General features: G+C 56.8%; 33 protein-coding genes. 17 read left to right on the top strand and 16 right to left on the bottom strand.

The window, feature by feature from the left end; genetic code table 11:
- The first annotated feature begins 49 nt into the window (after nt 1-49).
- Genes ssuD through G359_RS18325 form a run of 3 tightly spaced genes read left to right on the top strand, consistent with a single transcriptional unit; the run spans nt 50 to nt 2833 of the window.
- Nucleotides 50-1222 (top strand): FMNH2-dependent alkanesulfonate monooxygenase, encoded by a 1173-nt coding sequence (ssuD, locus tag G359_RS18335; protein ID WP_156150897.1) that lies wholly within the window; start codon nt 50-52, stop codon nt 1220-1222.
- Nucleotides 1219-2019, top strand: coding sequence for an aliphatic sulfonate ABC transporter permease SsuC (ssuC, locus tag G359_RS18330; RefSeq protein ID WP_045837288.1), 801 nt, complete (start codon nt 1219-1221; stop codon nt 2017-2019). Before ssuD ends, ssuC begins: the two co-directional genes overlap by 4 nt.
- Before the next feature lie 25 nt (nt 2020-2044).
- Nucleotides 2045-2833, top strand: coding sequence for an ATP-binding cassette domain-containing protein (locus G359_RS18325; protein WP_082073012.1), 789 nt, complete (start codon nt 2045-2047; stop codon nt 2831-2833).
- Between the two features lie 7 nt (nt 2834-2840).
- Here the strand turns inward: G359_RS18325 and G359_RS18320 are convergent, their stop codons facing one another.
- The 6 genes from G359_RS18320 to G359_RS18290 form a co-directional block, all read right to left on the bottom strand.
- Nucleotides 2841-4304: an MFS transporter gene (locus tag G359_RS18320; RefSeq protein ID WP_045837287.1), complete on the bottom strand. Its 1464-nt coding sequence runs from the start codon at nt 4302-4304 to the stop codon at nt 2841-2843.
- A 76-nt stretch (nt 4305-4380) separates the two neighbouring features.
- Nucleotides 4381-5376 carry an aldo/keto reductase gene (locus tag G359_RS18315; protein ID WP_045837286.1) on the bottom strand — a complete coding sequence of 332 codons (996 nt, stop codon included), beginning with the start codon at nt 5374-5376 and terminating at the stop codon, nt 4381-4383.
- A 184-nt stretch (nt 5377-5560) separates the two neighbouring features.
- Entirely contained in the window at nt 5561-5842 is a 282-nt protein-coding gene (locus G359_RS18310; protein ID WP_045837285.1) for a hypothetical protein, read from the bottom strand.
- Between the two features lie 127 nt (nt 5843-5969).
- A complete protein-coding gene (locus tag G359_RS18305; protein ID WP_045837284.1) occupies nt 5970-6191 on the bottom strand; it encodes a hypothetical protein in 222 nt (73 codons plus the stop codon).
- 616 nt (nt 6192-6807) lie between these two features.
- Nucleotides 6808-7245 (bottom strand): hypothetical protein, encoded by a 438-nt coding sequence (locus tag G359_RS18295; protein ID WP_045837282.1) that lies wholly within the window; start codon nt 7243-7245, stop codon nt 6808-6810.
- A 132-nt stretch (nt 7246-7377) separates the two neighbouring features.
- On the bottom strand, nt 7378-8172 hold the full coding sequence (locus tag G359_RS18290) for a cobalamin-binding protein (RefSeq protein ID WP_045837281.1): 795 nt from the start codon (nt 8170-8172) through the stop codon (nt 7378-7380).
- A 41-nt stretch (nt 8173-8213) separates the two neighbouring features.
- Between G359_RS18290 and G359_RS18285 the strand changes: the two genes are divergently transcribed.
- On the top strand, nt 8214-8957 hold the full coding sequence (locus tag G359_RS18285) for an alpha/beta hydrolase (protein ID WP_082073011.1): 744 nt from the start codon (nt 8214-8216) through the stop codon (nt 8955-8957).
- Here G359_RS18285 and yghU read toward each other — a convergent pair whose 3' ends face one another.
- The 3 genes from yghU to G359_RS18270 all read right to left on the bottom strand — a co-directional run bounded on the left by yghU (nt 8958) and on the right by G359_RS18270 (nt 11569).
- Nucleotides 8958-9824: a glutathione-dependent disulfide-bond oxidoreductase gene (gene yghU / locus G359_RS18280; protein ID WP_045837280.1), complete on the bottom strand. Its 867-nt coding sequence runs from the start codon at nt 9822-9824 to the stop codon at nt 8958-8960.
- Nucleotides 9825-9881: 57 nt separating this feature from the next.
- The gene (locus G359_RS18275; RefSeq protein WP_045837279.1) at nt 9882-10997 is read right to left on the bottom strand and encodes a THUMP domain-containing class I SAM-dependent RNA methyltransferase; all 1116 of its coding nucleotides are present in this window, start codon (nt 10995-10997) and stop codon (nt 9882-9884) included.
- A gap of 104 nt (nt 10998-11101) precedes the next feature.
- Nucleotides 11102-11569, bottom strand: coding sequence for a hypothetical protein (locus G359_RS18270; RefSeq protein WP_156150834.1), 468 nt, complete (start codon nt 11567-11569; stop codon nt 11102-11104).
- A gap of 224 nt (nt 11570-11793) precedes the next feature.
- Here G359_RS18270 and G359_RS18265 point away from each other — a divergent pair, with 224 nt between their 5' ends.
- Together G359_RS18265 and G359_RS18260 are read left to right on the top strand one after the other, a co-directional pair.
- Nucleotides 11794-12471 (top strand): response regulator transcription factor, encoded by a 678-nt coding sequence (locus tag G359_RS18265; RefSeq protein ID WP_045838215.1) that lies wholly within the window; start codon nt 11794-11796, stop codon nt 12469-12471.
- Complete coding sequence (locus tag G359_RS18260; RefSeq protein ID WP_052699456.1) at nt 12455-13855, top strand: sensor histidine kinase; 1401 nt, start codon at nt 12455-12457, stop codon at nt 13853-13855. The genes G359_RS18265 and G359_RS18260 overlap by 17 nt, the downstream gene beginning before the upstream one ends.
- Before the next feature lie 4 nt (nt 13856-13859).
- On the opposite strand, the gene G359_RS18255 is transcribed toward G359_RS18260, so the two are convergent.
- The 3 genes from G359_RS18255 to G359_RS18245 form a co-directional block, all read right to left on the bottom strand.
- Entirely contained in the window at nt 13860-14585 is a 726-nt protein-coding gene (locus G359_RS18255; RefSeq protein ID WP_045837276.1) for a phosphatase PAP2 family protein, read from the bottom strand.
- A 148-nt stretch (nt 14586-14733) separates the two neighbouring features.
- Nucleotides 14734-15513, bottom strand: coding sequence for a COG4705 family protein (locus G359_RS18250; RefSeq protein WP_045837275.1), 780 nt, complete (start codon nt 15511-15513; stop codon nt 14734-14736).
- An 82-nt stretch (nt 15514-15595) separates the two neighbouring features.
- Complete coding sequence (locus G359_RS18245) at nt 15596-16207, bottom strand: hypothetical protein (RefSeq protein WP_045837274.1); 612 nt, start codon at nt 16205-16207, stop codon at nt 15596-15598.
- Nucleotides 16208-16427: 220 nt separating this feature from the next.
- Between G359_RS18245 and G359_RS18240 the strand changes: the two genes are divergently transcribed.
- From G359_RS18240 to G359_RS18215, 7 genes are all read left to right on the top strand, one after another.
- The gene (locus tag G359_RS18240) at nt 16428-16718 is read left to right on the top strand and encodes a DUF883 family protein (RefSeq protein WP_045838214.1); all 291 of its coding nucleotides are present in this window, start codon (nt 16428-16430) and stop codon (nt 16716-16718) included.
- 15 nt (nt 16719-16733) lie between these two features.
- On the top strand, nt 16734-17216 hold the full coding sequence (locus G359_RS18235) for a hypothetical protein (RefSeq protein ID WP_045837273.1): 483 nt from the start codon (nt 16734-16736) through the stop codon (nt 17214-17216).
- A gap of 13 nt (nt 17217-17229) precedes the next feature.
- Nucleotides 17230-17574, top strand: coding sequence for a hypothetical protein (locus G359_RS18230; RefSeq protein ID WP_045837272.1), 345 nt, complete (start codon nt 17230-17232; stop codon nt 17572-17574).
- Nucleotides 17575-17710: 136 nt separating this feature from the next.
- Complete coding sequence (locus G359_RS21055) at nt 17711-17833, top strand: hypothetical protein (RefSeq protein ID WP_256363870.1); 123 nt, start codon at nt 17711-17713, stop codon at nt 17831-17833.
- A 115-nt stretch (nt 17834-17948) separates the two neighbouring features.
- On the top strand, nt 17949-18164 hold the full coding sequence (locus tag G359_RS18225; RefSeq protein ID WP_045837271.1) for a CsbD family protein: 216 nt from the start codon (nt 17949-17951) through the stop codon (nt 18162-18164).
- Nucleotides 18165-18314: 150 nt separating this feature from the next.
- Nucleotides 18315-20213 (top strand): AI-2E family transporter, encoded by a 1899-nt coding sequence (locus G359_RS18220; protein WP_052699455.1) that lies wholly within the window; start codon nt 18315-18317, stop codon nt 20211-20213.
- A 214-nt stretch (nt 20214-20427) separates the two neighbouring features.
- Nucleotides 20428-20685 carry a membrane protein gene (locus G359_RS18215; RefSeq protein WP_045837270.1) on the top strand — a complete coding sequence of 86 codons (258 nt, stop codon included), beginning with the start codon at nt 20428-20430 and terminating at the stop codon, nt 20683-20685.
- A 269-nt stretch (nt 20686-20954) separates the two neighbouring features.
- On the opposite strand, the gene G359_RS18210 is transcribed toward G359_RS18215, so the two are convergent.
- Entirely contained in the window at nt 20955-21257 is a 303-nt protein-coding gene (locus tag G359_RS18210) for a polyhydroxyalkanoic acid system family protein (protein WP_045837269.1), read from the bottom strand.
- Nucleotides 21258-21493: 236 nt separating this feature from the next.
- On the opposite strand from G359_RS18210, the gene G359_RS18205 reads away from it, so the two are divergent.
- The 3 genes from G359_RS18205 (at nt 21494) to G359_RS18195 (ending at nt 24004) form a co-directional block, all read left to right on the top strand.
- Nucleotides 21494-22798, top strand: coding sequence for a hypothetical protein (locus G359_RS18205; RefSeq protein WP_052699454.1), 1305 nt, complete (start codon nt 21494-21496; stop codon nt 22796-22798).
- Nucleotides 22799-23058: 260 nt separating this feature from the next.
- On the top strand, nt 23059-23616 hold the full coding sequence (locus G359_RS18200; RefSeq protein ID WP_156150833.1) for a COG3904 family protein: 558 nt from the start codon (nt 23059-23061) through the stop codon (nt 23614-23616).
- A gap of 187 nt (nt 23617-23803) precedes the next feature.
- On the top strand, nt 23804-24004 hold the full coding sequence (locus tag G359_RS18195; RefSeq protein ID WP_156150832.1) for a hypothetical protein: 201 nt from the start codon (nt 23804-23806) through the stop codon (nt 24002-24004).
- A gap of 191 nt (nt 24005-24195) precedes the next feature.
- Here G359_RS18195 and G359_RS18190 read toward each other — a convergent pair whose 3' ends face one another.
- Together G359_RS18190 and G359_RS18180 are read right to left on the bottom strand one after the other, a co-directional pair.
- A complete protein-coding gene (locus tag G359_RS18190) occupies nt 24196-24627 on the bottom strand; it encodes a response regulator (RefSeq protein WP_052699453.1) in 432 nt (143 codons plus the stop codon).
- Between the two features lie 414 nt (nt 24628-25041).
- On the bottom strand, nt 25042-25260 hold the full coding sequence (locus G359_RS18180; RefSeq protein ID WP_052699452.1) for a hypothetical protein: 219 nt from the start codon (nt 25258-25260) through the stop codon (nt 25042-25044).
- A gap of 540 nt (nt 25261-25800) precedes the next feature.
- Between G359_RS18180 and G359_RS18175 the strand changes: the two genes are divergently transcribed.
- Entirely contained in the window at nt 25801-26100 is a 300-nt protein-coding gene (locus tag G359_RS18175) for a hypothetical protein (protein ID WP_045837265.1), read from the top strand.
- A gap of 21 nt (nt 26101-26121) precedes the next feature.
- Here the strand turns inward: G359_RS18175 and G359_RS18170 are convergent, their stop codons facing one another.
- Nucleotides 26122-26409, bottom strand: coding sequence for a hypothetical protein (locus tag G359_RS18170; protein ID WP_156150831.1), 288 nt, complete (start codon nt 26407-26409; stop codon nt 26122-26124).
- Between the last annotated feature and the right edge of the window lie 40 nt (nt 26410-26449).

Raw genomic sequence — 26449 nt, 5'->3', positions numbered from 1 at the left:
GCGATGCCTCACGTCGAGGGTTCAAACACCGGGGAAGTTGGTTGTGACGATCGAAGCCGCAGAACGCGCGAATGTCCTTTGGTTTCTGCCGACGCACGGCGACGGGCATTATTTAGGGTCATCGATCGGCGGCCGCCGGGTCGATCTCACTTACTTGAAGCAGATCGCGGAAGCGTCCGACCGTCTCGGCTATTTCGGCGTGCTGTTGCCGACCGGGAGAAGCTGCGAAGACTCGTGGGTGATTGCGTCGGCGCTGTTGCCGCAGACGAAAGATCTGCGTTTCCTCGTGGCGGTGAGGCCGGGGCTTCTTTCGCCTGCGGTCGCTGCGCGCATGACTGCGACGCTCGACCGAATTTCAGACGGGCGGCTGCTCATCAATGTCGTCACGGGTGGTGATCCCGTTGAGAATAAGGGTGACGGCGTATTTCTGGCGCATGACGAACGCTACGAAGTGACCAAGGAATTTCTCGACGTCTACAGGGGGCTGCTGGCGGGCGGCCGCGTCGATTATGAAGGCCGGCACATCAAGGTCGAAAATGGCCAGCTGCTCTTTCATCCCATTCAGACTCCGCACCCGCCGCTCTATTTCGGCGGTTCATCCGATGCCGGGATCGCGGTTGCGGCGGAGCAGGTCGACAAATATTTGACGTGGGGCGAGCCGCCTGCCGAGGTCGCTAAAAAAGTCCAGGTGGCGCAGGCTGCTGCGGCGGCGCGAGGACGCAAACTTTCATTCGGCATTCGCCTTCACGTCATCGTTCGCGAAACGAATGAGCAAGCTTGGCGTGCGGCAAACGATCTTTTGAAGCACCTCGACGAGAAAACGGTCGCGGCGGCCCAGAAGACATTCGAGCGGATGGATTCGGTTGGTCAGAAGCGCATGCTGGCGCTCCACAGCGGAAGCCGAGACAAGCTCGAAGTCAGTCCCAATCTCTGGGCGGGTGTCGGATTGGTGCGGGGCGGCGCGGGTACGGCGCTCGTCGGCGATGCCGAGACGGTCGCGGAACGCATCAAAGAGTACATGCGTGTTGGCATCGACACGTTCATTTTCTCCGGTTATCCGCATCTCGAAGAGGCGTACCGGTTCGCGGAACTCGTCTTCCCGCTGCTGCCGTTAGCCGATGGCTCTCGCGATCACCGGCGACGGGACAATCCCGGCGGCCCGGTCGGCGAGACGATCGCAAACTCGATTCTTCCGCAGGAACGTCAGCGGGGGCAGTCATGAGCCGGACTTCGCGCGGCGAAAGCATTATCGAACGTCTGACGCCTTGGTTATTGCCGGTTTCGGTTCTCGTTCTTTGGGAACTCGCCGCTCGAGTGGGCCTGATCGAGCAACGCGTGCTTCCGGCTCCGAGCCAAGTCGCGGTGGCCTTCTGGCACACCGCAAAGGACGGCACGCTCGCCCATAACGTGTTCATCAGCTTCAATCGCGCCATTGTGGGTCTTGCGATCGGCGGAAGCCTGGGATTTCTTCTCGGCGTTCTCAACGGTGTGTCGCGTCCGGCAGAACGGTTTCTTGATTCCGGACTGCAGATGCTGCGCAACATTCCGCATCTTGCCATCATCCCGATGGTGATCCTGTGGTTCGGGATCGATGAGACTGCGAAGGTGTTTCTAGTCGCTGTAGGAACCATGTTCCCGATCTACCTCAACACGTTTCATGGAATACGCACGATCGATCGTGGGTTGATCGAAATGGCGAAGGTGAACGGGCTCGGTCCTTTCGCGATTTTTTGGCGCGTGGTTCTGCCGGGTGCAATGCCTTCGGTGCTGGTCGGCTTGCGCTACGCTCTCGGAATCATGTGGCTGACGCTGATCGTGGCTGAAACGATCTCGGCGACGTCCGGTATCGGATACATGACGATGAATGCGCGTGAATTTCTGCAGACCGACGTCGTCGTGCTTGGCATTCTCGTATATGCGCTGCTTGGGAAGGCAGCGGACGTAGCGACGAAGCTGATCGAGCACCGGGTCCTGGCGTGGCATCCAGCCTATCACAGCACCGGCTCCGTCTCGGCTTAAACAAACGCATCAGGTAATCGCAGCCATGTTGAAGCGAATTGACAGCCGCCGGAAGCTCATCAGCTCGGAGTCTTCCGAGGCCTCCCCGCGCGAAGAAGAGATCAAGCATCTCGGCAAGTCGCTGAAGCTCGAGGGGCTGAAGCGTTCGTTCGGACAACGTGTCGTTCTCGACGGGCTCAGCTTGGACGTTCCCGCTGGCCAATTCGTTGCGATCGTCGGCCGTTCGGGCGTCGGCAAATCAACGCTCATGCGTTTGATCGTCGGCCTCGATCAACCGGAAGATGGACGCGTCGTCATCGACGGGAAGCCGGTCCTCGGGCTCCAGGATTCCGTGCGGCTGCTTTTCCAGGATGCCCGTCTGCTGCCGTGGCAGAACGTCTTGAGCAATGTCGGTATCGCGCGTCAGCCCGGCTGGCGCGAAACCGCCGTCGAAGCGCTCAACGATGTCGGACTCGCCGATCGTCTCAACGATTGGCCGGCTGTACTCTCGGGTGGACAGCGCCAGCGCGTCGCGTTGGCGCGCGTGCTCGTCGGACGGCCGAGCGTGCTTCTTCTCGATGAACCTTTCGGCGCGCTCGATGCGCTCACGCGTGTCGATATGCACGGGCTACTCGAAAGGCTTTGGCTCGATCGCAAATTTACGACGCTTCTCATCACACACGACGTCGCGGAGGCGGTGGCGCTGGCGGATCGCGTCGTCGTCATCAAGAATGGCCGTCTGACCTTTGACGTCGATGTTACGGCGGAAAGACCGCGCGATCGCACGGACCCGCATCTGGCGGCCCTGCAGGCTAGAATTCTCAAGGAAGTCTGATCCGGCGCTATTCGTCGGCGAGCGACAGAGGGCGCGCGACTTGTTCGAGTGGTTTGCCTTCGGCGGCGGCCGCTTTGAGCCAGGCAATGACGGCTGCTGAAAGCATCAGCACCGTACCAATGAGATAGCCTATGAATACGCTATCGCGCGATCCGGTATCGATCAGATGGGCGAGGAACGCGGGGCCGATGACGCCGCCCACACCCGTGCCAACAGCATAAAAGAGCGAGATCGCGAACGCGCGGACTTCAAGCGGAAAGGACTCGCTGACGGTCAGATAGGCTGAACTCGATGCCGCCGAACCGAAGAAGAACACGATCACCCATGCGATGGTGAGCGTGGAATACGAGACGAGATTGGCTGCAAACAGATATCCTGTGACGGCGAGCAGCACGCCGGAAACGCTATACGTCATGATCAGCATCGGGCGGCGTCCCCAAATATCAAAGAGCCGTCCGAGGATCAGCGGTCCAAGGAAATTTCCGGCCGCGAATGGAAGAAGATACCAACCGATTTTATCCGTCCGTACGCCGTAAAACGAGGAAAGAACGAGCGCATAGGTGAAGAAGATCGCGTTATAGAAATAGGCCTGCGCGGTCATCAGAGCGAAGCCGACAATCGCCCGCTCGCGGTGTGTTTTCAGAATGGATGTTGCGACTTCCCAGAGTGGCGTATGGGTGCGTGTTTTCAGGCGCGTCGTTTTGATTTCTCCATCATTGAGAAAATGATTTTCCCGATGGAACCTCGCTTCGATGTCACCGATGATTTTTTCAGCCTTCTCTGCCAGGCCGTGTGTGATGAGCCAGCGCGGGCTCTCGGGGATCCAGAGGCGCAGCAGGAAAATGAAAGCGCTCAACCCGCCTCCGATGAGGAAAGTCAGTCGCCATCCCATGTCGGAGGGTATGAGTGCGCTATTGAGCAGGACGACCGAGCCCAAAGCGCCAAGCGCGGCGCCCAGCCAGAAGCTGCCGTTGATACTGAGATCGGTCCAGCCGCGATAGCGGGCAGGCACCAATTCCTGGATCGTCGAATTCACGGCCGTATATTCGCCGCCGATACCGGCTCCGGTGAAAAAGCGAAACAGTGAGAAGCTCAGGAGATTCCATGAGAAGGAGGTGGCGATCGTCGCGATCATGTATGTCGTCAGCGTGATGAAGAAGAGCTTTTTGCGGCCGAGTCTGTCTGTTAGCCAGCCGAAGAATAGCCCTCCGAGCACAGCGCCTGCGAGATAGGCGCTGTTCGTTATTCCGACATCGGTATTGGTGAAACGCAGCGCCGGGCTTTCCTTCAGAGCTCCCGCTATGGCGCCGACAAGCGTGACCTCGAGTCCGTCAAGAATCCACGTGATGCCGAGCGCTGCGATGACGAGGACGTGGAAGCGTCCAAAGGGCAAGCGATCGAGACGCGACGGTATCGTCGTTTCGACGATAGTCCCGCTTTCTGCTTTCTCGCTTGCAACCGGCTTTTGCATGAACCGCAGGACTCGCTGGCGCTTCGCAGGGAAACGCGCGAGCCGCGCGGCGGTTCAGAATTTTCGAAACTGCGGCCTAGACATAGCCTTCTGGCGCGTGGTGAGGCTCATACAGGTCTTCAAGATGGGCAATTTCTTCGTCCGAGAGCTTGAGCGATACGGCCTTTATCGCGTCGTCGAGTTGATGGGGCTTGGTCGCGCCGATGATGGGAGAGGTTACGGCGGGCTTACTGAGCATCCAGGCCAGCGCGACCTGGGCCGGAGAAACGCCTCGCGCTTTGGCAACCTCGAGCACGCGATCGACGACCGGCTTGTCCAACTTCTTCGACTTTTCGTAAAGACGATCCCCAAGCGCATCGTTTTTGGCGCGTTCCGTTTGCGGCTCATTCTGCCAGGGACGTGTAAGGCGTCCTCGCGCTAGCGGCGACCAGGGTGTGACGCCGATGCCCTCGGATTTGCAGAGTGGCAGCATCTCGCGCTCCTCTTCGCGATACATCAGGTTGTAATAGTTCTGCATGGATATGAATTGCGCCCAGCCATTTGCGCGCTGCAAGCCGATGGCTTTCATGAACTGCCAGGCGTACATCGAGGATGCGCCGAGATAGAGCGCCTTTCCTGAGCGCACGACCTCGTCGAGGGCTTCGAGCGTTTCCTCGAGCGGCGTTTCGTAGTCGTAACGATGGATGATGTAGAGATCGACGTAGTCGGTGCCGAGGCGTTTCAGGCTGTCGTCAATCTCGGAAAGTATCGCCTTGCGCGAGAGGCCCTTGCCGTTCGGTCCAAGCCGCATGGGGGAATATACTTTTGTGGCGATGACGACTTCGTCGCGCTTTGCAAAATCGCGAAGGGCGCGGCCGAGCACGCGTTCACTTTCGCCGTGCGAATAGACATTCGCAGTGTCGAAGAAGTTTATGCCGTGTTCCAATGCCGTCTTGATGTAGGGGCGGCTGTCTTCCTCGCTCAATGTCCACGCCCATTTCATGACGCCGCTGTCGGATTGGCCGTAGCTCATGCAGCCTAGGCAAATGCGGGAGACCTCGAGACCGGTGTGGCCGAGCTTGACGTATTCCATGGGTACCTCGCGGCGTGAGTACGTAATCGGGGTGCAGCCGTGATGTAGGCCTCGTTCCCGTCATTGCAAAGGTGTGATGCAGTCTTTGCCCGTCGGGGAGTAGACCCCGCGTGCAAGACGGACGTTCACTGTTGTGGCACTGTTGTGAACAGTGTTGGCAGCGTCGGAAGCTCGCGCGATCGCGTCAGTGTTTATCGATGGCCGGGCGGTGGTGGCGAGGTTTATTGCCACCTTCAAACCATAGTGCGACGGCGGTGGCGAAGATAACGCCTGCCGCGGCTCCGGCGTTGCTCGCGATGACGTTGCCCGCTGCCCATGAGAAAGCGATAAAAGCAAGCGACGGCAGAATGGCGTCGGCTCTCGATTTAGAAAGTGAGGAGGTTATGACCAAGGCGCCGAGGACAGCGCCGATGGCACCAAAATAATAGTAGCAAATGGCGCCGATGAAGACGATGACCAGGGTCACGCCAGCCGTCCCTTAGGAACCGCGAATCGGTAATTACGCGCTCAATTTTACATCGGCTCAAAAATAACGCGTGATGACAATTTAGACAAAAGAGCGCCGACTGTGCCGTTCTATTCGGCAATTCCACTCAAAGAACACCGGACTCTGCGAGAAAGCGATGTCGCGTCCATTTCAACTGTCGCGCTCTCGCCTGCTCCACGCGCTCGCGAAGCTTTCTGATGTGGTTCATCTCGTGCAAATCGATGATCTTGCCCCGGCACGCTCTCGTGTACGAGACAAGTTCATATTCGGCTGCGTTGAGACGGGCAGTTGCTTCACGCTGGAAGAGTGACAGGAGTTTTGTGTCCATCAGGGAGCCCTCTCACTCACGCTATGTGATTTGAAGCGCCCCAAGAAGAGACTTCGTATCGATCTCCACAAGTGCGAAAAATTGAGTGGCTGCGCCAGCCACCTTTCAGATTTCTCTGTGCGCGCATCTTGTCCAGTGATGCTGCAATCGCCACGTCAGGAATAAGCGAACAGGAGGTTATCGTGTCCGGAGATGCTGCTCCCGTCATCATGTTTATCGCAAGTCTCTACGTTTTCGGGGTCGTTCTCATTTACGCCCTGGCGCGAGCCTGGGAGCAGGCGCTATCGCCGCGCGATCGAATGAAAATCGAAAGGGCGCGACCGTCCGTGAATGCGGGTCGAGATCAGATCAACGAACTGTCGGGCCGAGGAAACCGAGACAATTTTCGAGCATGAAAACACGAACGATCGGCGTTGGCTGGAATGTTATGCTCGGTGGATATATTAGCAATTTTCGTCGCTTGTAAAATCGGTCGCGCGTTAACTTCTCGCTGTTGGATTTCTGATATTGTGTGTATACCTCATATCCTCCCCCCGGATTGAGGTTTTGAGCGTGGGCACTCGGCCACCCCTCTTCCCCCCGCCGGGTGCCCACCACTCCATTCAAATCAGCGGGATTACATATCTGCTCGCAACGCGCGCATGATGATGCGGCCTGAGGATTCTTCCGATACGGCGCGCCTCGGTTGATCTTCTGGGATGGCGCGCTTGGGAATTCGTTTTACCCAGCCTGCAACGCGCGGCCGTACGACGACGCCCATCGTTTTGGATTGCTTATCGGTGTGCTCGGCTTCGTCGAGCGCTTTTGCCAGCTCGCCGGCCGAGATTGCTGGCGCCTTTGGAACGACGGGGTCACCAGCTTTCTGCGGGAACCCGACCTGCTTCTGCGAAGTCAATACAACATTCACACGCGTCGGCCGGCTCTTGGCAGAGGGAGCGAGCGCCAGCTTGGTGAGAGCTTCTCGGGCAAGTGCTTCGGCAACCGTCACGACGGTCCATGAGCTAGCCACGATCAAAACGATATAGAATAACGACGCATAAACTCGATTTGACATGGCACAGCCGATTACCTCTGGCTTCGTGCCCCCACACATCAGCCTACCAGAATACGCCCTCCGGCTATGGGTGTTCCCTGGTCGTGATAAAAATCGCCTTAGCGAACATTGCGCAGTTGTTCGTGTCGGCCATCACGGAGCGCGCATAGAGCCCATTGCTGCTCGTATGGCGTCGAGGCCGTCGGTCAGCGCGGCGGGTCCAGGTTGAAGAATTAGCGGCGACTTGATCTCGTGGATCCTGTTTTCGATCACCGCGGGTATGTTCTGCCATCCCTCGCGTGCGCGAATTTTTTCGGGTCTTACTCTTTTGCCGCACCAGGATGCGAGGATGATATCCGGCGACCGCCGGGCCACCTCGGCGGCAGTGACGATACGATCTTTTGCAGCGGCCTCGCTTCGCTTTTCGGGAAAGATATCTTCGCCGCCCGCAATTTCGATCAGTTCGGAAACCCAGCATAGACCGGTTATCAGGGGCTCATCCCATTCCTCGAAATAAACGCGCGGACGGCGGAGGCTCGCGCGCGTTTCAGCACGAATATTTTCGATGCGCTCTTTCAGCGAATTGGCGAGAGCATCGGCTTTCTCGTGGCATCCGATCAGCGCGCCGAGTGTACGGATCATCGCGAAGATGCCAGCGAGATCGCGCTGATTGAAAATGTGAACGGCGAGGCCCGCACGGGCAAGATCTGCGGCGATAGACGCTTGAATGTCCGAGAACGCGAGGACGAGATCGGGCTTTAGCGCTTCTATTTTTGGAATGTCAGCCGACGTAAACGCGGATACACGCGGTTTCTCGCGCCGAACTTGCGGCGGACGGACCGCATATCCTGAAACACCGACGATCCTATCCTGCTCGCCGAGAAGGTATAGCGTCTCGACCGTCTCTTCGGTAAGGCACACCAGCCGGCGAGCGGGGAAGTTGCGCATGTGGTTTAATCCGGGTGGTGGATCGTTTTGAGTTTGGGGCAATGAGTCATCATATCGTGTCTATCTCCGGCAGGGTGGCTAGGCGAAATTTTTTCTTGGTGTTCCTGATTTTTTGCGCGGCGATTGCGCCCCGCGCGCGGGCAGCGAATGTTGAGCTGACCTATCTCTTTCACGAACCGGCGAAAGCATCCGAACGTCCGCCTTTGATCGTCTTGCTTCATGGAAGCGGTGCTGATGAAAGCGATATGATAGGCCTCTGGGCGCAATTGCCGGAAGGCTTCATCGTTGTTTCGCCGCGCGCGCCTTTCGGTGACCCGGCTCACGGCTATCGTTGGTATCGCAAGGGAACATCAACCGCGGCGGATATCCGGCTCAGCCGTGGAGCAATCGTCAGGGTTGTCGAAGCGGCGATCGATCGTTTTCACGCCGATCCTCAAAGGGTTTTTCTGGCGGGTTTCAGCCAGGGGGCGGTGCTCGTCTACCATGCTGTTCTGTATGAACCTGGCAGGTTTCGCGGTGCTGCAGTTCTCAGCGGCTCGCTTTACGCTTTTGATGCGCGCGAGCTTTCCACGCAAAATGATCGGATGCGCGCGTCGCTTTTCATCGGGCATGGAACAGCGGACGAGCGCATTCCGTTTGCCAGCGGAAAGGCTGCCCATACGGAACTCGACCGTCTGGGCATGCCGAACGAATTCCATGCCTATGCTGGCATGCATCATGAAATTCAAGATCGCGAAATCAAGGATCTCGACGCGTGGCTAATTTCGCGCAGCGGTGCGCAGTAGCTAAGCGCCTGCGTTTATCTTGTCCTGCGTCTTCGTATCGAAATCGGCGGCGTCGTGGCGCTCATGCAATTGGCTCGAGGGCTTGCCCGAGGTGCGGTTCACCATCAGCCCGCGCTGAACGGCAGGCCGATTGGCGACCACGTCGGCCCAGCGAAGGACGTTCTTATAATCCTTCACCGAGAGGAACTCCGCTGCCCCGTAGATGACGCCCTGTACCAACTGGCCATACCAAGGCCAGATCGCCATATCGGCGATCGAATAGGTATCGCCGGCAATGAATTCGTTCTCCGCTAATCGGCGGTCGAGCACGTCGAGCTGGCGCTTCGTTTCCATCGCAAAGCGATCGATGGCGTATTCGATCTTCGTTGGGGCGTAGCTGTAAAAATGTCCGAACCCTCCGCCGAGATAGGGCGCGCTGCCGACCTGCCAGAACAGCCAGGACAGACATTCGGCACGGGCAGCACCTTTGGCCGGAAGGAAGGCGCGGAATTTCTCGGCGAGATACACAAGTATTGCACCGGACTCGAATACGCGGATTGGCTTCCGGCCACTCCGGTCCATCAGAGCGGGAATTTTGGAATTCGGATTGACCTCTACAAAGCCGCTGCCAAACTGATCGCCATCGGAAATCTTGATCAGCCACGCATCGTATTCCGCACCGTCGTGCCCGAGCGCCAGCAGCTCTTCCAGCATGATCGTGACCTTCACGCCGTTCGGGGTCCCTTGCGAATAGAGCTGCAGCGGATGGCGGCCGACGGGCAAATCCTTATCATGCGTCGGACCCGAAATCGGACGATTGATGCTGGCGAATTGGCCTCCGCTCGGCTTGTTCCAAACCCACACTTTTGGAGGGGTGTAATCGGTCATCGCTCTCGTTCCTTTTTTAGGACTTTTTCGGGACGCGATCGCAACTCGCGATCGGCATCACTTCAATGGCCCGGCGAGAAATAAGCTAACGCGCAGCCCTCCATGCGACACGGGTCCGAACGGGGGGGCGAAGGGCAGGCCAGTCGCTTTAGCAAGAGACGCCTCGCTCGTCACGAGGCCAACTCTCCAGCCGGCGAAACGGTTGAGCAACGTCTGTCCGATCGAACGATATAGGGGGCGCAGGTCGTCTCTGTCGCCGAGCCGGTCGCCGTAGGGAGGGTTGATGATGACCAAGCCCGGCGGACCGCTTGGCGCGGTCAATTCAGTGATTGCGAGTTGCTGAAACTCCGTCATCTCCGAGACGCCGGCACGCTCCGCGTTGGCGCGGCTCATGCGGATCGCGCCTGCATCGAGGTCGCTGCCGAAAAACCGATGCGCGGGTTTCGCCACATCAGTCGTGGCGCGGAGACGCTGCCAGGCGGCTTCATCAAAGGTCGCCAATTGCTCGAAGGCGAAGCGCCGTGAGCGACCGGGCCTCAAGCCGGCCGCGATTTCTGCAGCTTCGATAATGAAGGTTCCGGAACCGCACATTGGATCGACGACGGGTTCGGTTCCGTCGTATCGGCATTGCCGCAGAAACAGAGACGCCAGTGTTTCCCGCATCGGGGCTTTGTTGACGGCTTCCTTGTGGCCGCGCTTATGCAAGGATTCGCCAGACGTATCGACGGCGATGGTGCAGAGATCGTCATCGATGCGTGCTTTGATGATGACTTCGGCATCTGCCGAAAGCGGCGCTCCCAATTCCTCGCGGATAGCCTTTTCAATCCGTTGTGCCGCAGCACCCGAATGATAGATGCGTGACCCTTTGCAGGAAACCTGGACACGGAAGGGCACATCGGGACGCAGGACGTCGCCCCAGACCACGCGGCGGGCGCGTTTGTCCAGCTGGGCGAGATGCATGGCGCGGAACTCGCCGATGCGCGCGAGAACGCGGCCAACACCACGAAGCTCGAGATTTGCGCGCCAGACCTCAGGCCAGCCGCCCCTTACCGTCACGCCGCCCGTGATGACTTTCGGATCCTTGAAACCATGAGCCTCGGCCTCTTTGCAGAGCACGGGTTCAAAGCCGGGAGAGGTCGCAAGGAAGATTTCGAATTCGCCATGTGTGGTCATCCCGCCTGCATATCGGGAAGAGGCGCGAGCAGCGACAGTTTTGTCGCCGCGGCTGTTTCGACGTCGCGGGGCCTGACGTTAACTTCTGACCGCCGTGCCGCCGGTCAATTCCATCCAAAAAGCGATTTGATATGCACCCAAGCGCTCATGACGCCATTGCTCGAGGTCTCTGCCTCCTTGACTGGAGGAGGATTGGGAGGGTCAGGGAGAGCTGCGGGTTTCGGCGGTTCGCTCGGAGCCTGCCCCAGCAACACGGCTTTGGCGTCGTGGAGGCTCACATGCTTTTCCTGAGCGTTCGTGCATGCATCGTCGCTCGCGACCTTGCAGTGGCCGAGACCCTCGGATTTGAAAGCTTTCAGGCAGGCTCGCTCGATAAGGATGTGGCCGAAGGGGGCAGACTCTACCTTTTCCGAATTGTCGACCACGCAGGAAAGGGCTGCCTCGGAGCCCTTGCAACGAACGCAGACGGGCGAGCCGTAGCTCGCTGTCACTGCTAACGCGACGATGACTGCCGAGCTTGCGGAAGCTCTCAAAGCTCTCAGTGGGAGAGCTTTCATTTTTGCGGCTGCCAAGATCCATGCTCCAATACCGAGCCTAGCATTAGGTTTGTTGGAGTTTGGATTTTGGCAGAGGTGTCCCAATCTTGTAATGTTTCTCCGTTTGCCACGCGGGAGCGGCCGCTTAAGATACAGTTTGGTGGCGGGTCGGCCGCAATTTGGTCACTCTCCGCGATGAGTTCCACGCCAAATCATCGGAGGCGGTTCAATTCGTTTGGCCGCGTAAATACGAAGACGCAATGCGGATTTTACTCATCGAAGACGACACCGAGACAGCGAGGCTGGTCACCGACAGCTTGACGCTGAACGGGCATCAAGTCGATGTAGCCCTCGACGGTGTGAATGGTTTGAAAAAAGCGGTCGTTGGTTCATTCGATGTGCTGGTGGTGGATCGAATGCTCCCCGACCTCGATGGTCTCAGCGTCGTCCAGAGCCTGCGTCGGGCGGATGTCACGTCCGCGGTTCTATTCCTCACGGCCGTTGGTGGTATCGAAGATCGCATAGAAGGCTTTGCCAGCGGGGCCGACGACTATCTCGTCAAGCCATTCGCACTCGGAGAGCTTCTCGCGCGCGTCACGGCGCTAGGGCGGCGGCCGCCAAGCCCGAAGCAGGACTTTCTGTTCAGGATCGACGATCTGGAGGTCAATCTCGTCAAACACGAGGTGCGGCGCGGCGGGGAGGTTATTCATCTGCAGCCGCGCGAGTTCAGAATGCTTGAGATTCTCATCAGAAATCGCGGACGCGTCGTCACGCGGTCGATGATCCTCGAGCAGATGTGGGGATTGGAGTCGGATTCCAAAACCTCAATCGTTCAAACAAACGTCAGTCGGTTGCGATTGAAAATAGACCGGCCGGGAGATACGCCTCTCATCCGCACGGTGAGAGGTTTGGGTTACATCATTGACCAGCCCGCATAAACTAACTCAGAGGACGGCCTTCCGGTTGGCGGGCTTCGTTGCTCTCATTATTACGCTGACAAATGTTCTCATTTTCGCGATTTTATTTTTCGTCATCAGCCAACAGCTCGGTCAACATCTGAAAGCGCACGTCGATGAGGTGCGCGGGACGCTCGTTGATGTTCAGGGCGATGAGAGTGACGGCTTTCGCGAACTCGCGGCGGCCGTCGGGAGGCATGCGTTCGTTGCCCAGTCGGATGAAGACATCTATCTCTTGACGGACCGAGAGGGGAAATACGTTTCCGGCAATGTCAAATCGTTGGAGCGGTTCGAAGGTTGGCGGACGATCCCTTGGAACGACTTGAACCTCGTCGGGCAGTGGCCCTCGGCGAGAGCGAGCGATGCGGTTGTCGGGACCTGGACGCCTGTAAAGGGCGGTTACCTTTTTGTCGGGGACGGCAACGGCGACATCAAAGACGCGCAAAGGTTGCTTCTCACCGGACTGTTGTGGGGTATCGCCTTGTCCGTCATTTGCGCGCTCGGCGGCGGCTATTTGATAGGTCTCAAAGCGCAGCGGCGTGTCGAGGAGATGGAGCAGGTTCTCGATGCGGTTGCCCTAGGTGATTTCCAACGGCGCATACCGAGAAACGCCGCGTCCGATGACATCGATCACGTTGCGGCGCTGATCAACGTGACGCTCGATCGATTGCAGAGGCTGATCGGCAACCTGAAGCAGGTTTCGGTCGATATCGCGCACGATTTGCGCACGCCCATCAGCCGCATGCGGCAGAAGCTTGAAACCATTCAGTCGGGCCCGTGCGACATTGCCACCTACAAAGCTGCGGTCGATCAGTCGATCAGTGAAATCGACAGCATCGCAGATACCTTCGATGCGCTGCTGCGTATTTCCGAGATCGAGTCGGGAGCGCAAAAAGCGAAATTCGTCGATGTTGAATTGAACAGCCTCTTGGCGAATATCATTGATGCGCTGGAGGCGGTGGCGGAGGAGCGTCATCATCGTTTGTACGCGCCGAGCGCGCCCGCCCGTCCTGTGATTGTCCGAGGCGACCGCCGACTCCTCAATCAGCTCTTCGTCAATCTCATCGAGAACTCGATCCTTCATTGCCCGCCTGCTTCCGAAATCAAGGTGGAATTGCACAACGACGCGCAGCAGCCAATTGTACGAGTTCGCGATACGGGACCGGGCATCCCTGCTACGGAGCGAGAAAAGGTGTTCAGACGGCTTTACCGCTTGGAAAAGAGCCGTACCACGCGTGGAAGCGGGCTCGGCCTAAGCTTGGTTGCGGCTATTGCTGAGCTCCACAGCGCGAAAGTGACGCTCGCCGATAACAAGCCGGGACTCGTCGTGGAAGTGATGTTCGATGAGGTGCCGCGGGTCGACTGAGAACTCACACCGGTTCGCTGTTTCCGGAGATAGCGGAGAACAGCATTTGAATAACCGCGACGGTGAGCGCCATGAAGACCCCGGCGAAAATCACATCGGAGAGAAAGTGGGCTCCCTCGGCCATGCGGACGAAACCACAGAGGCTTCCGAGCACGAGTCCTGAAATGATCCATGTGCCTGCGGCTGCCGGAAACAGGAAAGCAGCAGCGAAGCTCACAACGAAGATCGAAGACGCTTCGCCTGAAAAGAACGAACAATTTCTGGGACACTCTTGCGATTTAACCAGCGGAGGAGTGAACACCTTGGAGCCTCCGAATTCGACGACGGTCTGAGGCCGCGCACGTCCCCAATGGTCCTTGAAGCCGAGGTTGGTGAGCGCCAATGGACCGACCACAACGCAGACGGCGAGGAATAGCCATTTATTCGAAGACAGCGTCAGCCATTGACGTCCGGTCGAAAGGGTAACGATGCAGCCGACCAATCCAATTGCGCAAGCGCCGTAAAAAAGAATGTTGAAAAAAAGCCGCCCCGCCCCAAAAGCCAGTGAGTCGCGTCCGAAGAAGTGATGTTCGGAATTTAGAAGCCGTTGAGATACTGCAAGATCCAGGTCCGGAAAAACGACGAAGATAAGTGCGGAGACCATGCCTATGGACAGGGCGCCGAGGATTAGAGTCTTGGCTGTTCTGCGTTGAGAATCGCCAGCAGCAATCGCCGCGAGAGGCGCGGTCATTTCACGTAATACCAAGAGTTCCCCCGATCGAAGTTTTTGCATGGAAACTCAGTGAGCATTAAGCCGAGATCTGGGCGGATATCTTTCAATTTCGTATGCTTTGCAAGATTGGCTCATTCAGTGTGCGAAATTACAATCGTCCTCGCTATCATTCTGAACGCGGCGAAGATTTGCGGCCTGACCAACGCAACGAGACGTAGAGGACTGTCAGCAGAAGCGCCAGGGTTATGAGCGAAGCATACTCGCGAGGCAGGCTCAAGCCTCCGGCATCGGTGGGCTTTGTCAGGAAATCGCCAAAAGTCGCGCCGAATGGGCGCGTAAAGACGAAAGCGATCCAAAACAGAATGACGTTATTCAGGCGCGTGAAGTAATGTAACGCGGCTACAGCGATTATGATTCCCGCGGTCACCAACGCGCCTTGAATGAAGGTAAGGCCAACGTCGTCAACGAGGTAATCGCCGAAAGCGGTGCCAAGGCTGTTGGAGAACAAGACTGCCAGCCAGAACATGATTTCGGCGCTCGGCGTCGCAATGGGATAGACCCTCAGATTACCGACGCGGTAGTACCAAACCGCGAGGCTCAGGGCCAATCCGGTTGCCAGAATGATCGAACCGGCGAAATAGCCCAGGTCCAACGAGCGATCCATGAAGTCCGAGATTTCCGTGCCGGCCGTTGTCGTTGCGATGATCGCCGTCCAGAACAGGGCTGGATGATAGGTCTTGCCGGCGATCTGCAGCCACAAAATGACGCTGAGTATCGAGAAGGTGATTGTCAGGCCGAAATAGTAGCCGAGGCCGAGGGTCATTGAAATGAAGTCGCCGGCGGTTTCGCCAAGCGTCGTCGCCAGGATCTTCATGATCCAGAAAAATATCGTGACTTCGGCGACCTTCGAATATGGCGTGCTTCTGGCTCCGAAGTCTCGGTTCATTCGTTGTCCTTCCGCGTGAAGAAGCTTCTCGCATTATTGGTGTTATTTTGTGTGCGGATCAGATCTATTCTGCGCGGTTGGTTCAACTTGACGCGTTGCAGGTTTCGACCACGGGTGCCGCCGTGACGCGAAAATGCTTTTCAATGGCTTCGAGTGCAGCTTTTCGTTCTCGATAGATCCGTCGATTGCCGAGGTAGGTGTTGGCGATCAATGCCAGTGTGGTAGTTCCCACGCGTTTGGGCGAGCGGAGTTCAGCCATGATGCCTTCAAATGCTTCGGCATCGAGGGACGAACTCGCGAGCTGGTTCGTGATTTCCTTCACTAGAGCGAGATCGGCCGTCTTGAAACGCTTAGCGTTAAGGTTCGCTGTCTGCGGCGGGGCAATCGAGATTTCTGCAATGAATGCGTCGACGGAAGCGCCGGGACGGCCGACGAATAACTTGAGGACGGCGCGGAGCATGTTGGCTTGTTTCGGGGCACCTGAATTTCTAAAGCCGAGTTCGATGGCTTCCACACTCTCCTTCAGGCGTAAGGGATAAACCGTGGACGGGCTCATGCGCTTCAGCCTCGCGAGGATTGTTTCGTTCGAACCCTGCTCAAAATAGGCGGCAAAGCGATATAACTCCTGCGATCTCTCGAACTCCGCGAGTTCGGCAATCGCGCGGAGCGTACGCCCCAATTCCTTAGTGTGCATTGCCTGTTCGACCTGTCGGCTCACCTCGAAAGCGAGGAAAATTAAGTCTCTTGGCGGTGGCTTTGCGGCTGAACACTTACAATTTTGTATGGCCGACCTCGTCTTCGCGGTGAGACGGCGGCTTTGGGTGTGGTTGGCCGCCCGCTTGCGTGGCTTTTCCGGAACAATCGACCGAGGCGCGGCGTTCAAAGCAAGCCGAAGAGGTTACCGGGAGTTTTCCATGGGAAGAGTTGACGCAGCGGAAGACGTCAGATCCGCATCGCACGACCTAACTGACAGAGCCGTAGACGCTGGATTGAAAGCCGTCGATTCATTGGATCGAGCGGTCGCAAGCGCTCAAGACACAGGGCAGAGGCTGGCTGCGCAGACCTCCGAGCTCGGCGATAATTTGCAGAAAGTTGCGAAGAATTTTTCGAATGCCATCGACAAGTCTGTCGCCGAGCAGCCGTTGACTACGCTGGGAGTAGCTGTAGCGGCTGGCTTCATTCTTGGCGCGCTTTGGAAAGCCTAATTTCGGAGTTATCCGGTGTTCGCAAGCTTATTCAAGAGAGCTGAAGCCAGTGTAGACAATGCGCTTGGCGAACTTGGAAACCGCGTGTTGATCGGCATTCCGTTTGTCGTGGCACTTGGCTTCGCCGCAGCGAGTTTTTCTTCATTTGCGAACCGCACCTATGGCCCTGAGATCGGAAATCTCATTGTCGCGGGAGGCTTCGTCCTTTTGGGGCTTATCGCTTTGGCAATCGTCAAGCTTAGAAAGCGGTCTGGCCCATCACCCGAAATACGCGAAGAACCGGCCCGTGAGGAACCTCTACACACCGGTCCGTCTTTTCTGGAAGACGAGAAGGTGATGAGCATCGTTGCTGCAGCCGCACCGATCGTGCTTCCGGCGATGCTCAGAACAGCGACGAAAAATTGGCCGCTCATTCTGGCCGCGGCGGCCGGACTTTATGTCTTCAGCCGTTCCGAGAATGCGGGAAGCGCAACGCAATCCGCGCCCCCGCAAGTCTGATAAGGAGAAATCAATGGGATCCGCAGATATGAACCGTTCGGATGACGAAACATTGTACGATCCGGATCGCGACGAGGAAAACGGATCGATCCTTAGTGATCCGACGGTCGCGCTCATCGCGGCTGGCGCGATTGGCTTCGCGGTCGGCGCCGTGATCTGGCGATATCGGAGATCGAACACATCTTCCTTTGGCTCAATCGAAAGGGCCATCGAGATGGCTCGGTCTGGCGCGACCGACACAGTTCACAAACTAAGCAAGAGATTACGTGACGAAGGCTATTCGCCTGCGCAGATTGAGGGTGCAGCAAAAAAGCATCTCACCCGCTTTATAGATGCCGTGCAGAGACGAGCTTACTAGACGCCGCATCATCATTCGTTCAGTCGATAGTTTTGGAACAGCATCGTCGCGGGTACGCGCCGGTGCTGTTTCGGTTAAGTGTGTGAAGATGTGCTGCGGCGACCAAGCATTCGCTGGATAGGAGTAAAGGCTCGACATGCAACTTTTTCACAAGATCATTGTCCATATCGTGCTGGTCGCTGGCCTTGCGCTGATCGTTGGGCACTACGGTCACTTGGGCGAAGCGTTCACGCCTGCTGACGCACAGTCGGTGAAGTGAAGCGAACGACGGTGATGATGCGAACTCGGATCGGTCCAACCCGAGCCTCCGAACGTCGGAACCTAGTGGACGCGGCGCACGTTTACGGTCGCATCCACGAAAGGAAATCATCACCATGGGCAGCACATCTGACAAGGTTTCCGGTTACGCGAACGAAGCCGCGGGAAACATCAAGAAGAACGTCGGTAAGGTCATTGGATCCGACAAAATGGAAATTGAAGGCGGCGCTCAGGAATTGAAGGGCAAAGCCCAGGTCGAAGTTGGGAAGGCCAAAGAGGCCGTTAAAGACGGCGCCAATAAAGTCGCCGACGAGATCAATCGCAAGCTCTAGTCAAAGCTCAAGGGCCGGTCGATGACCGGCCTTTTTTGACTGGAGTTTGCCATGCGACCGGTCGATATTACCAGCGCCCCAAATTCAACTTCCATACGTCGTCTAAGCAAGCGTAAGGCGACCTTCGCCAAAGGTGAATCACCAGCGCGAATGACGGCTCTCGATGCTGCTTGCTATGTTCTCATCATCACCGGAGTTCTGCTTCTGCTTTACTACGGAAGCAGCGTGCTCATGCCGTTGGCATTGGCCGGCCTCCTCAGTTTTGTTCTGACACCGGCGATCCGGTTGCTGAAAAAGGTGGGCATCCCGAAAATACTGTCGGTGATTGCTGTTGTTTTAATCGCTATCAGCGCTATTGGCGGGGTAGGTTTCGTTGTCGGCGGGCAGCTATCGGATTTGCTCTCCGAACTCCCGAGCTACGAATTTAATTTGCTGAAGAAAGTTTCGTCAGTTCGATCGGCTTCAGTCGAATCCAGCGCGCTTGAACGAGCCAGAGTTACTCTTGAAGATTTGCAGGCGGAGCTTTCGAAATCCGAAGCCGGAAAGAACGCGCCTGCAGCCGCTCCTCAGACCGGGGTCGGTCCCCTCAAGCCAATCCCGGTCGAGATACACCAGCCGCCCGAGACGGTTTTGGATAAGACGTTGTCGCTTATCCATCCGCTGATTTCTCCACTTGCGACGACGGGTCTGATCATTTTGTTTCTCTTCTTTATTCTCGCGCAACGCGAAGATTTGAGAGATCGCTTTTTGAGGCTCGCAGGTACCGGGGACCTTCAACGCACGACGGTAGCGCTCGATGATGCAGGCGATCGTCTCAGTCGATTTTTCATCATTCAAGGTTTGCTCAACACCGCCTTCGGTATTTTCATTGGCCTCTGCCTTTGGGCATTGGGGTTGCCCAATCCCGTTCTCTGGGGCGTTCTCGCGGGATTGATGCGTTTCGTTCCGTTCATCGGATCGGTGATCTCGTGCGTTTTTCCGATCATTCTGGCGGCGGCGATCGATCCCGGTTGGTCGCTGGTGATAAAGACAGCCATTCTGTTTCTCATTTCCGAAACTGTAGCCGGTCAAGTCATCGAGCCGATGCTCTATGGACGCAACACGGGGATATCGCCCGTGGCCGTTGTCGTCGCGACGCTCTTCTGGACGCTGATCTGGGGTCCTGTTGGTCTTATCTTGGCTACGCCGCTGACCGTCTGCCTCATGGTCCTGGGTAGACATGTCGAGGCGCTGAGTTTCCTTGAGATCTTGTTTGGCGACGAGCCGGCTCTTGAGCCGCACGAGAGGCTCTATCAACGCGTTCTGGCCGGCGATGGAGTCGAGGCAATCGAAGTTGCGGAGCAGAGCATGAAAGAAATGCCTCTGATCCAGTACTACGATGACGTTGCCCTGAAAGCGCTTTCCATGGCCTACGAAGACGCCACGAGCGGTCGACTTAGCCGGGACGAGATCACGGAAGTCAAAGACGCGATCGAAGATGTCGTCGATGGTTTGGCGGAGCACACCGAGAACGCAGAAGCTCGGCAAGCTGCCGAAAAGAATTCGGATCAGGACGACAAGGATATCGTCGTGCTTTGCCTTCCGGTTCGCAGTGAACTCGATGAAGGGCCGCTTCTGATGCTCGAGCAGGTGCTCGATGACGCGGGCATGCGTACATCCACGCTTCCCTACAACGCATCTCTTCGCATGCGGGCGCTCGAGACGAGGCGTGGTCAGGCGAAGATTGTCGTGTTCGGGTATTTGGGTTCGAACAAAGTTCCGGCGTTCTTGGGCATCCTGCTGCGTCGTGCGCGAGCCGTGATGCCGGATGCGATCATGGTTGCAGGTTTTTGGTCTCTCACCGGCAATAGCGATCTTGCGGAGGAATGGCGTGAAGCTTCAGGTGCAGACAAGGTCGTGACCAAGATTTCGGACGCTGCGGCGCTCTGCAAGGAACTTCTCGCCCCTACTAGCGCCGTGCACCACGGGACCGTCGAGGACGCAGCACCCATTCACACGGATATCGTCTACGAGAATTCGATGCGGTTTGGCGAAGAGCTAGGATCTTAAGGCGAAAAAGTGTGGCGCCCGCGATGCTCAGATTGCGGCAGAAATCATACAGTATTGTTTCCTTCCAGCGCGGCGAGCAGCAGAAGCCTTGCGAAAATTCCGGCGACTGATGAACGGCCGTTCAGCCACCTGTTTTTTTGGAACCGCACGTATCTCATTCCGTTGAAACTGCGGGCATCATCGCTTGATCGAAATTAGTCGAGAGGAGACCGCTATGAAGACTCTTACGAAGTGTGTTCTTGCCGCTGCGAGTATGATCGCTGTGTCAGGTACGGCTGCGTCCGCTGCAATCGTTTGCAACGACGAGGGCGATTGCTGGCACGTTCGCGAGCATCATGCGTATCGTCCCGAATTTGGCGTGCGTGTTTATCCCGACGACTGGAGATGGGCCGAGGGTGACGCCAAGAAGTATCGTTGGCGCGAACATGAGGGCCGAGGATACTGGCGTAACGGACTCTGGATCGAGTTCTAATTTCTAAAGTGGCGGTCGCTACGCAAGCGGCCGTCACTGACGTCAGCGAAATCAGACTGCTGGCTCTTTCAAAAAAACACCCCGACGAGCGAGGGTTGCTGTCGGGGTGCGGGGTCTCTCCCAGATTTGCCAATGAGGGCGAGAGATTTTGATCGTTGCGTGGTCAGCGATTCGAAACAAGCTGAAGACGCTGGTTTTCAACAGTATGCGGATAGAGCAATTTGGCCGGGTCCGAGAACGGACATTCATGGGAAGCGCCCGTAAGGCGATTATTTCTTTTCCAACAATAGTTTGGTCCGAGAAGCCAATGTACTGGCGGCCAATTCAGCGATGCGTTGGAGCAGCCACGGTAGGACGAGTTCGAGCCGGACGGCATCATCGCTCACAAGTGCCGTGCCGCTTGCTTTTTGGCCCATTCCGCTCAGGCTGAATTCCAAAAGATCGTCCTTCCAAATTTCGCGGTCGATTTTCAGGAATGGAAGATGCGCCGACGCCAAGCCGCTTTTCAGTCGGCGGATGGCCTCAACCTTCCCTAGCCTGTGGGGGATGGTGATGACGACGGGCTCTGACACTGAATTATTCCTCAGAAGCAGGAAAAGCAAAATCTGCGAGTCGCGTAATACACGCTGTCCAGTTGTTGAACGCCGGAAAGCAAGACTTCGATCCAAAGGCGCGCCGACCTTTTCATCGCGTACCCTAGCCTTTGGATTTGCACTTATTTTGGCGTCAAATATTGAGCCCGCTTTAAAAGGGTTCCTGGTAGCTTACATAAGTCCGGATTATGCATTTACCGTCTAAGGATGGTTTGATGTCCCAGGTGCTTAGGGGCGGCATTGCGCGCCTCGAAGTGATGACGAAGTTCACGCTCGCAACGCTGGCGCTCGCCAGCGGAATTTATACCTACATCGGTGTTCGAAGCCTCCTTGAGGGTTCTCCTATCGAGGTGTTTCTGGCCGCGATCGTCTACTCGGCGGCCGTCTCTGTCGGAATATTCGCATTTTGGACGTATTTGATGCGATTTCTGCCGCACGTTCGGCAGCCATCATCGCGTCGGCTTATGTATGTCGCGATGTTCATCGGCAGCATCATGATCATTGCTATGTCCGCTTGGCTCAACGCAGCGGCCTTAGCTGGTTCTGCCGCCCTTCAACAGCACATGGCGAGCGCGACCGACCAATATCAGCAAAGCTTGGACAAGGCGCATGGCAATGCGCTCGCAGCACAGGGGTTGTTGCCGGATATCCAACTCGCATCGCAACGGTTTTCACTTCTTTCCGATCAAGAACGTCAATCGGGTGCGCTCACGGGCACCTCGGGGAGTGGAACGGTTGTTCAATTGACTGCGCAAATGTCGGCACAGCTCAACGCGCTTGCTGGCGAAGTAAACGCGTCGCAGGATCGGATAAAGACGCTCTTTGAATCGGGAAGCAAGACGCTTGAAAAAATGCGGCAGCTCACGTCCGGTACCGGTCCTATCGAGGATCGGATAAACGAGTTTGCCGCCGAGACCGTGACGTTGACGGGGATCATCGCCGATCTGCAGCAGACCTCAATTGCTCCTGCGGTGAAGCGAACAGCCGACGATCTATCGAAAAGTTTTATTGCTCCCGCTGCCGACGGGCGGACTGCCGATCTGGCGGACCGCCAGAACCAGGTCGTGGGCAAGGTGGAGCAGGCGATCAAGTCTCAATCGCAGGCACTCTCCAGTGCTGCCGATGAGATACTTTCGCGGCCGGCGGCGAAACCTATCAGGTTTGTTCCCTTGTCGACAGCCGAAGCCGTGATTCAGTACGCCACCGATTTTTTGCCGAGCTGGGCGGGCGCTATCTCGCTCGATCTCATGCCGGCGGTATTGATTTTCATCCATTCGATCGTCTTCGAGGCGATCCGTCGCGAGGAAGGCGACGCGCGCGACGAAGACGGCATGACCGCTGGTGAAATCATGCGGGCTCTCAAGATTTATCATAACCTGCAAGCTGTGGAGGCGCGGCCTACGGCGGCTCCCGCTGTCGCAGAGAAAATTGCTACCGCGGAAGCGTCGGCTGCTGGTGGCGTTGATAAGCCCCCAGGAAACGTCGCGTCCATCAATCCTGTTATCGGGTTCACTCGCTGACTGCCATGGCTGACAATCTCATTTCGCCGGGGGAAGGGGGTGGCATCGAGGGCTCATTTATTCGAACGATTTTTCTGCTTCTCTTGGCAGTGAGCGGCGGCCTCCTTGCTCTGGATTTTCGTGAGCAGTTGAGCCGGGCTTTGGACGAGGGAGCAGAGCAAGTTACTCGCGTCGTCATTCAGGCGCCGACGCGGACGGATCAAGAGCGTCCATATAATCCAAAAGCGATGCCAATCATTCCCGGCGGAGAAAGTCCGCGAATGCCGGGCATATCGGACAAGCCTCCGCCGGAGATGATCGCAAACCGGATGACATATTATCTGGGCTCCAACGGTGATGTTTCAGCGATTGGAAGAATAGAGCCGGGAAGTTCTGCAGATTTCGAAAAGTTTCTCGATGGCGATGGGCGAAGTGCGAAGACGGTCTGGTTGCTATCGCCAGGCGGTTCTGTTCCGGATGCGATAAGCATGGGGCGCTCGGTGCGCAAGCGCGGGCTCAATACGATGGTTGCCAATAATGGATATTGCGCGTCTTCCTGTCCGCTGGTGTTTGCGGGAGGTGTTCAACGCGTTGTCGGCAAACATGCCTTGATTGGCGTTCATCAAGTTTCGGCGATAGCAAAAGGGACCGAAACTTGGGGAGACGGCATTTCTGCCGCTCAACAGATTTCGGCGCGTTGCGTCGAATATCTCGTCAGCATGGGTGTTGATCCGGGCAGCTGGATCAAGGCGATGCAGACGCCCAAGGAGCGCCTTTATATTTTCCGGTCTGAAGAATTACAGTCGCTGAAAATTACGACCGCATCAGCGAAGACCTAAAGGGCGTTCGGCTTAATCAATATTTTACGCTGCTATTCTTGTCATCTCATCATGACGCGCCGGATGGTGTTTAAGGGTTGTGATGACGAACGACGGAATGTTTCGAGCTGTCAATCTCTCAGCGGCTGTGCCGGAACCGATTGATGCGCGATTGCGTTCAGCCTCGGTGAAAAGCGCGGTGAAAATCATGCGAAATCTAAAAGCTTGCAATTGGCTTTTCCTAATCCCCGCATTGATCCTTGGTCCTATATTTCTCGCCATGCTGATCATTCATGGCGCCATTCTCGATAGGATTTATCGCGCAAGGCGCTGGTATCGCTGGCAATCGCAGTCGGCGCGCATTATTCCCATCGAAGGCTACGTCAGCCGATACTCGCCGCGGCGTTGACGAACAGAGATTTTTGATTTCGTCGGATTTAGTGCTTTTGAATCATCTGGCGGATCTTCGCCCCTAGGGCTTCGACCGTGAATGGCTGCGCCGACACATCGGCCAAAGCCAAGGCGCCGCGAATTTGGTTACTGACGCGTAGAGTGAAACTGGTCTGGGACCACCAAGAGTGGCCTCATTCGACTCGTCAATCAGATGTGCGGACTCAGGGTCGCGAGCGCTCGTACTACGGAGGGTGGATCGGCGGGCTTCAACAAGATTGGACAGGATGGCCACGCTTTCATGATGTCCCCGGCATCCGCGTTACCTGTGTGGAATACCCATCGCAGGCCACGTGCGCTTAGTTTTTCCGCGGCGGCAAAAGCGCTCTCACGTCCCATACGAACATCGAGGAGGGCGCAGTCGATCATTTCTATTTGTATAAGTTCGATCGCTGCTGCGAGCGTTGTTGCCGGCCCGATGACGAACGCTCCGGCGTCTTCCAACGTGAGCCGAAGATCCAACGCGATGATCGGTTCATCCTCCATAACGAGGATGCGAAGACCTTGAAGCGGAGCGCCGCTGGCTTTCGGCTGGGAGCCGGGCCTATGGCCGGGAACGAGACTCTCACATTGATCGCGCAACCGAGTCGCTCCTTGTTAGATACATCTCATTGCTTTCTTGCCGAACCAGCCATTCTCTGTGAGATGCCCCCAAGCCGCTCTATTACGACTGAACGTCTAATCCGCGCGATCGATCCCCTTCGAAGGCGCAGTCGGCCAGCATGCAAAATGCGCGTTCCGGTGAAAGAGTTCCGTCCAATTGGAAAAATTTCGCAGCGTTTGGTCGTAATCGATACGTACCGAAGAGAAAAGCAACGCCCGAAGGAATGTCCTCATGCCGCGCGAGGACAACGTAAGCGGCAAAGCCTCGTAAGGGGTGAAAAGCCGTATCGCTCCGGAGGAGACACCGCGTGCGAGGAGCCTCGGATCGATCCGGGGCTCTTATCTTGTGGTGAAGCAACTGAAGTATGCGGCAGCTATTGCGCACGCTTCGGGTTAGGCGGCTCGGGCCTGAGGGAGCGGATTGGGGTGTCCCAAGAGGATCTTCGTAAGCCGGTCAGGATCGCGCTCGCCTTTATCAGCGGCCGCAAAAAGTCGTTGAACCATTGTCGGAATGGAAATCTGTAATTCACGCTCGGCAGCTTTACAAACAGCGCGGTCGAGCACGGCGTAGAAGCCGGCGAGTTCCGCAGCGGTGTAACCATTTGTTTTCATCTGGCGTCCCTCACAGTGGCGGACAGCCCCCTGTCCACAGCAAGAAAACACCGACGGAGAATCTGGGTTCCACTTAGGTTGCAGACTTATTTTTTGTAGCGCCGAAATATATTCACAGTTCTTTAATGGCCATTTCAAATGGGTCGACTTCGAGGAGGCGATGGACGCTGCAATTGCAACGAATGCATTTTCTGGGAGAGTTCACCGCTCGTATACACGAACTGGAGTTCCGCCAATGACCATTCGCAAAGTGAAATCGGGGGTACCAATTGGTGTCGAAGAAGGGAAAAAATCTCGGAGCCTATAAGAGCAAGGCAGGCGCCGAGAAACGAGAGAAGCAGGTTCAATTCTTCAAGAAAAAGGCTGCGCACGGATAGGGTTTTCGGTGTGCGGGCGTTTTTCCACATGCAGCCCGAGCGGTCATCCGCGATATCAACATATCGTCCACCGTAAAGATTGAGTGACGAGATCTGCTGCCCTTTTGATGGCGGATTTTCGCCGAAAGCATTGGCGCCTCGCTACGACGGAGGAGGCCCTCGAATGCTCGGACAAACGCTACGCGCTGTGGCGCAGTCTATGGCCGGTTCTGACGACGATATTTCCTGGCGGGTGGGTATCTTTGCATTAGAGCGGCTGCGCCCCGATCCCGAGGGTTGGTTGCCGCCAAATGTGCTTTGGGCGGACTATTTTTGCTGGTGCGGGGAGAAGGATGTGCGGCCGCTACCCGTCGCAAGTTTTCTCAAAAAGTTCGATGAGGCCGCTGCGAGCCTCGGGGTGAGGAAGCTCCGTACGGGGAATACGATCGCCTATGCGAGAATAGCCCTCAAGCCAGCGGCCTGAAGGTGATCAGCAGGTGCCTTTTTACGCCTTCCACTTAACGTTCTCATTTCGGCGCAGCGCAGCTTGAGCATGGTGGATGCAGGCATTGTGGATTGCGCGTCGATGCATGAGATCGAACATGGTCCGGGTTTTTAGATCTGTCGGCCACTTCATCTCTGACACGAGGGCGATCCGTCGCGTCAGTTCACGCGCGATCTCATTTTGCCACGTCAGGGCGTCGTCAAGGGTAAAGGCGTCGAGCGCTTTTTCGCAGCAGTATTCCAACCACGCGATGTCGCCACGTACTGGCGGACCGCTACTCTCACTCATTACTTTTCTCCGCTCTCTTGAATGCCAGACGCGGTACGGA

Origin of the sequence: Hyphomicrobium sp. 99, from assembly GCF_000384335.2 — a bacterium.
Classification (GTDB): Bacteria; Pseudomonadota; Alphaproteobacteria; order Rhizobiales; family Hyphomicrobiaceae; genus Hyphomicrobium_B.
The sequence above is the reverse complement of the archived record's forward strand: the minus strand, read 5'-3'. Positions and strand labels throughout refer to the sequence as shown.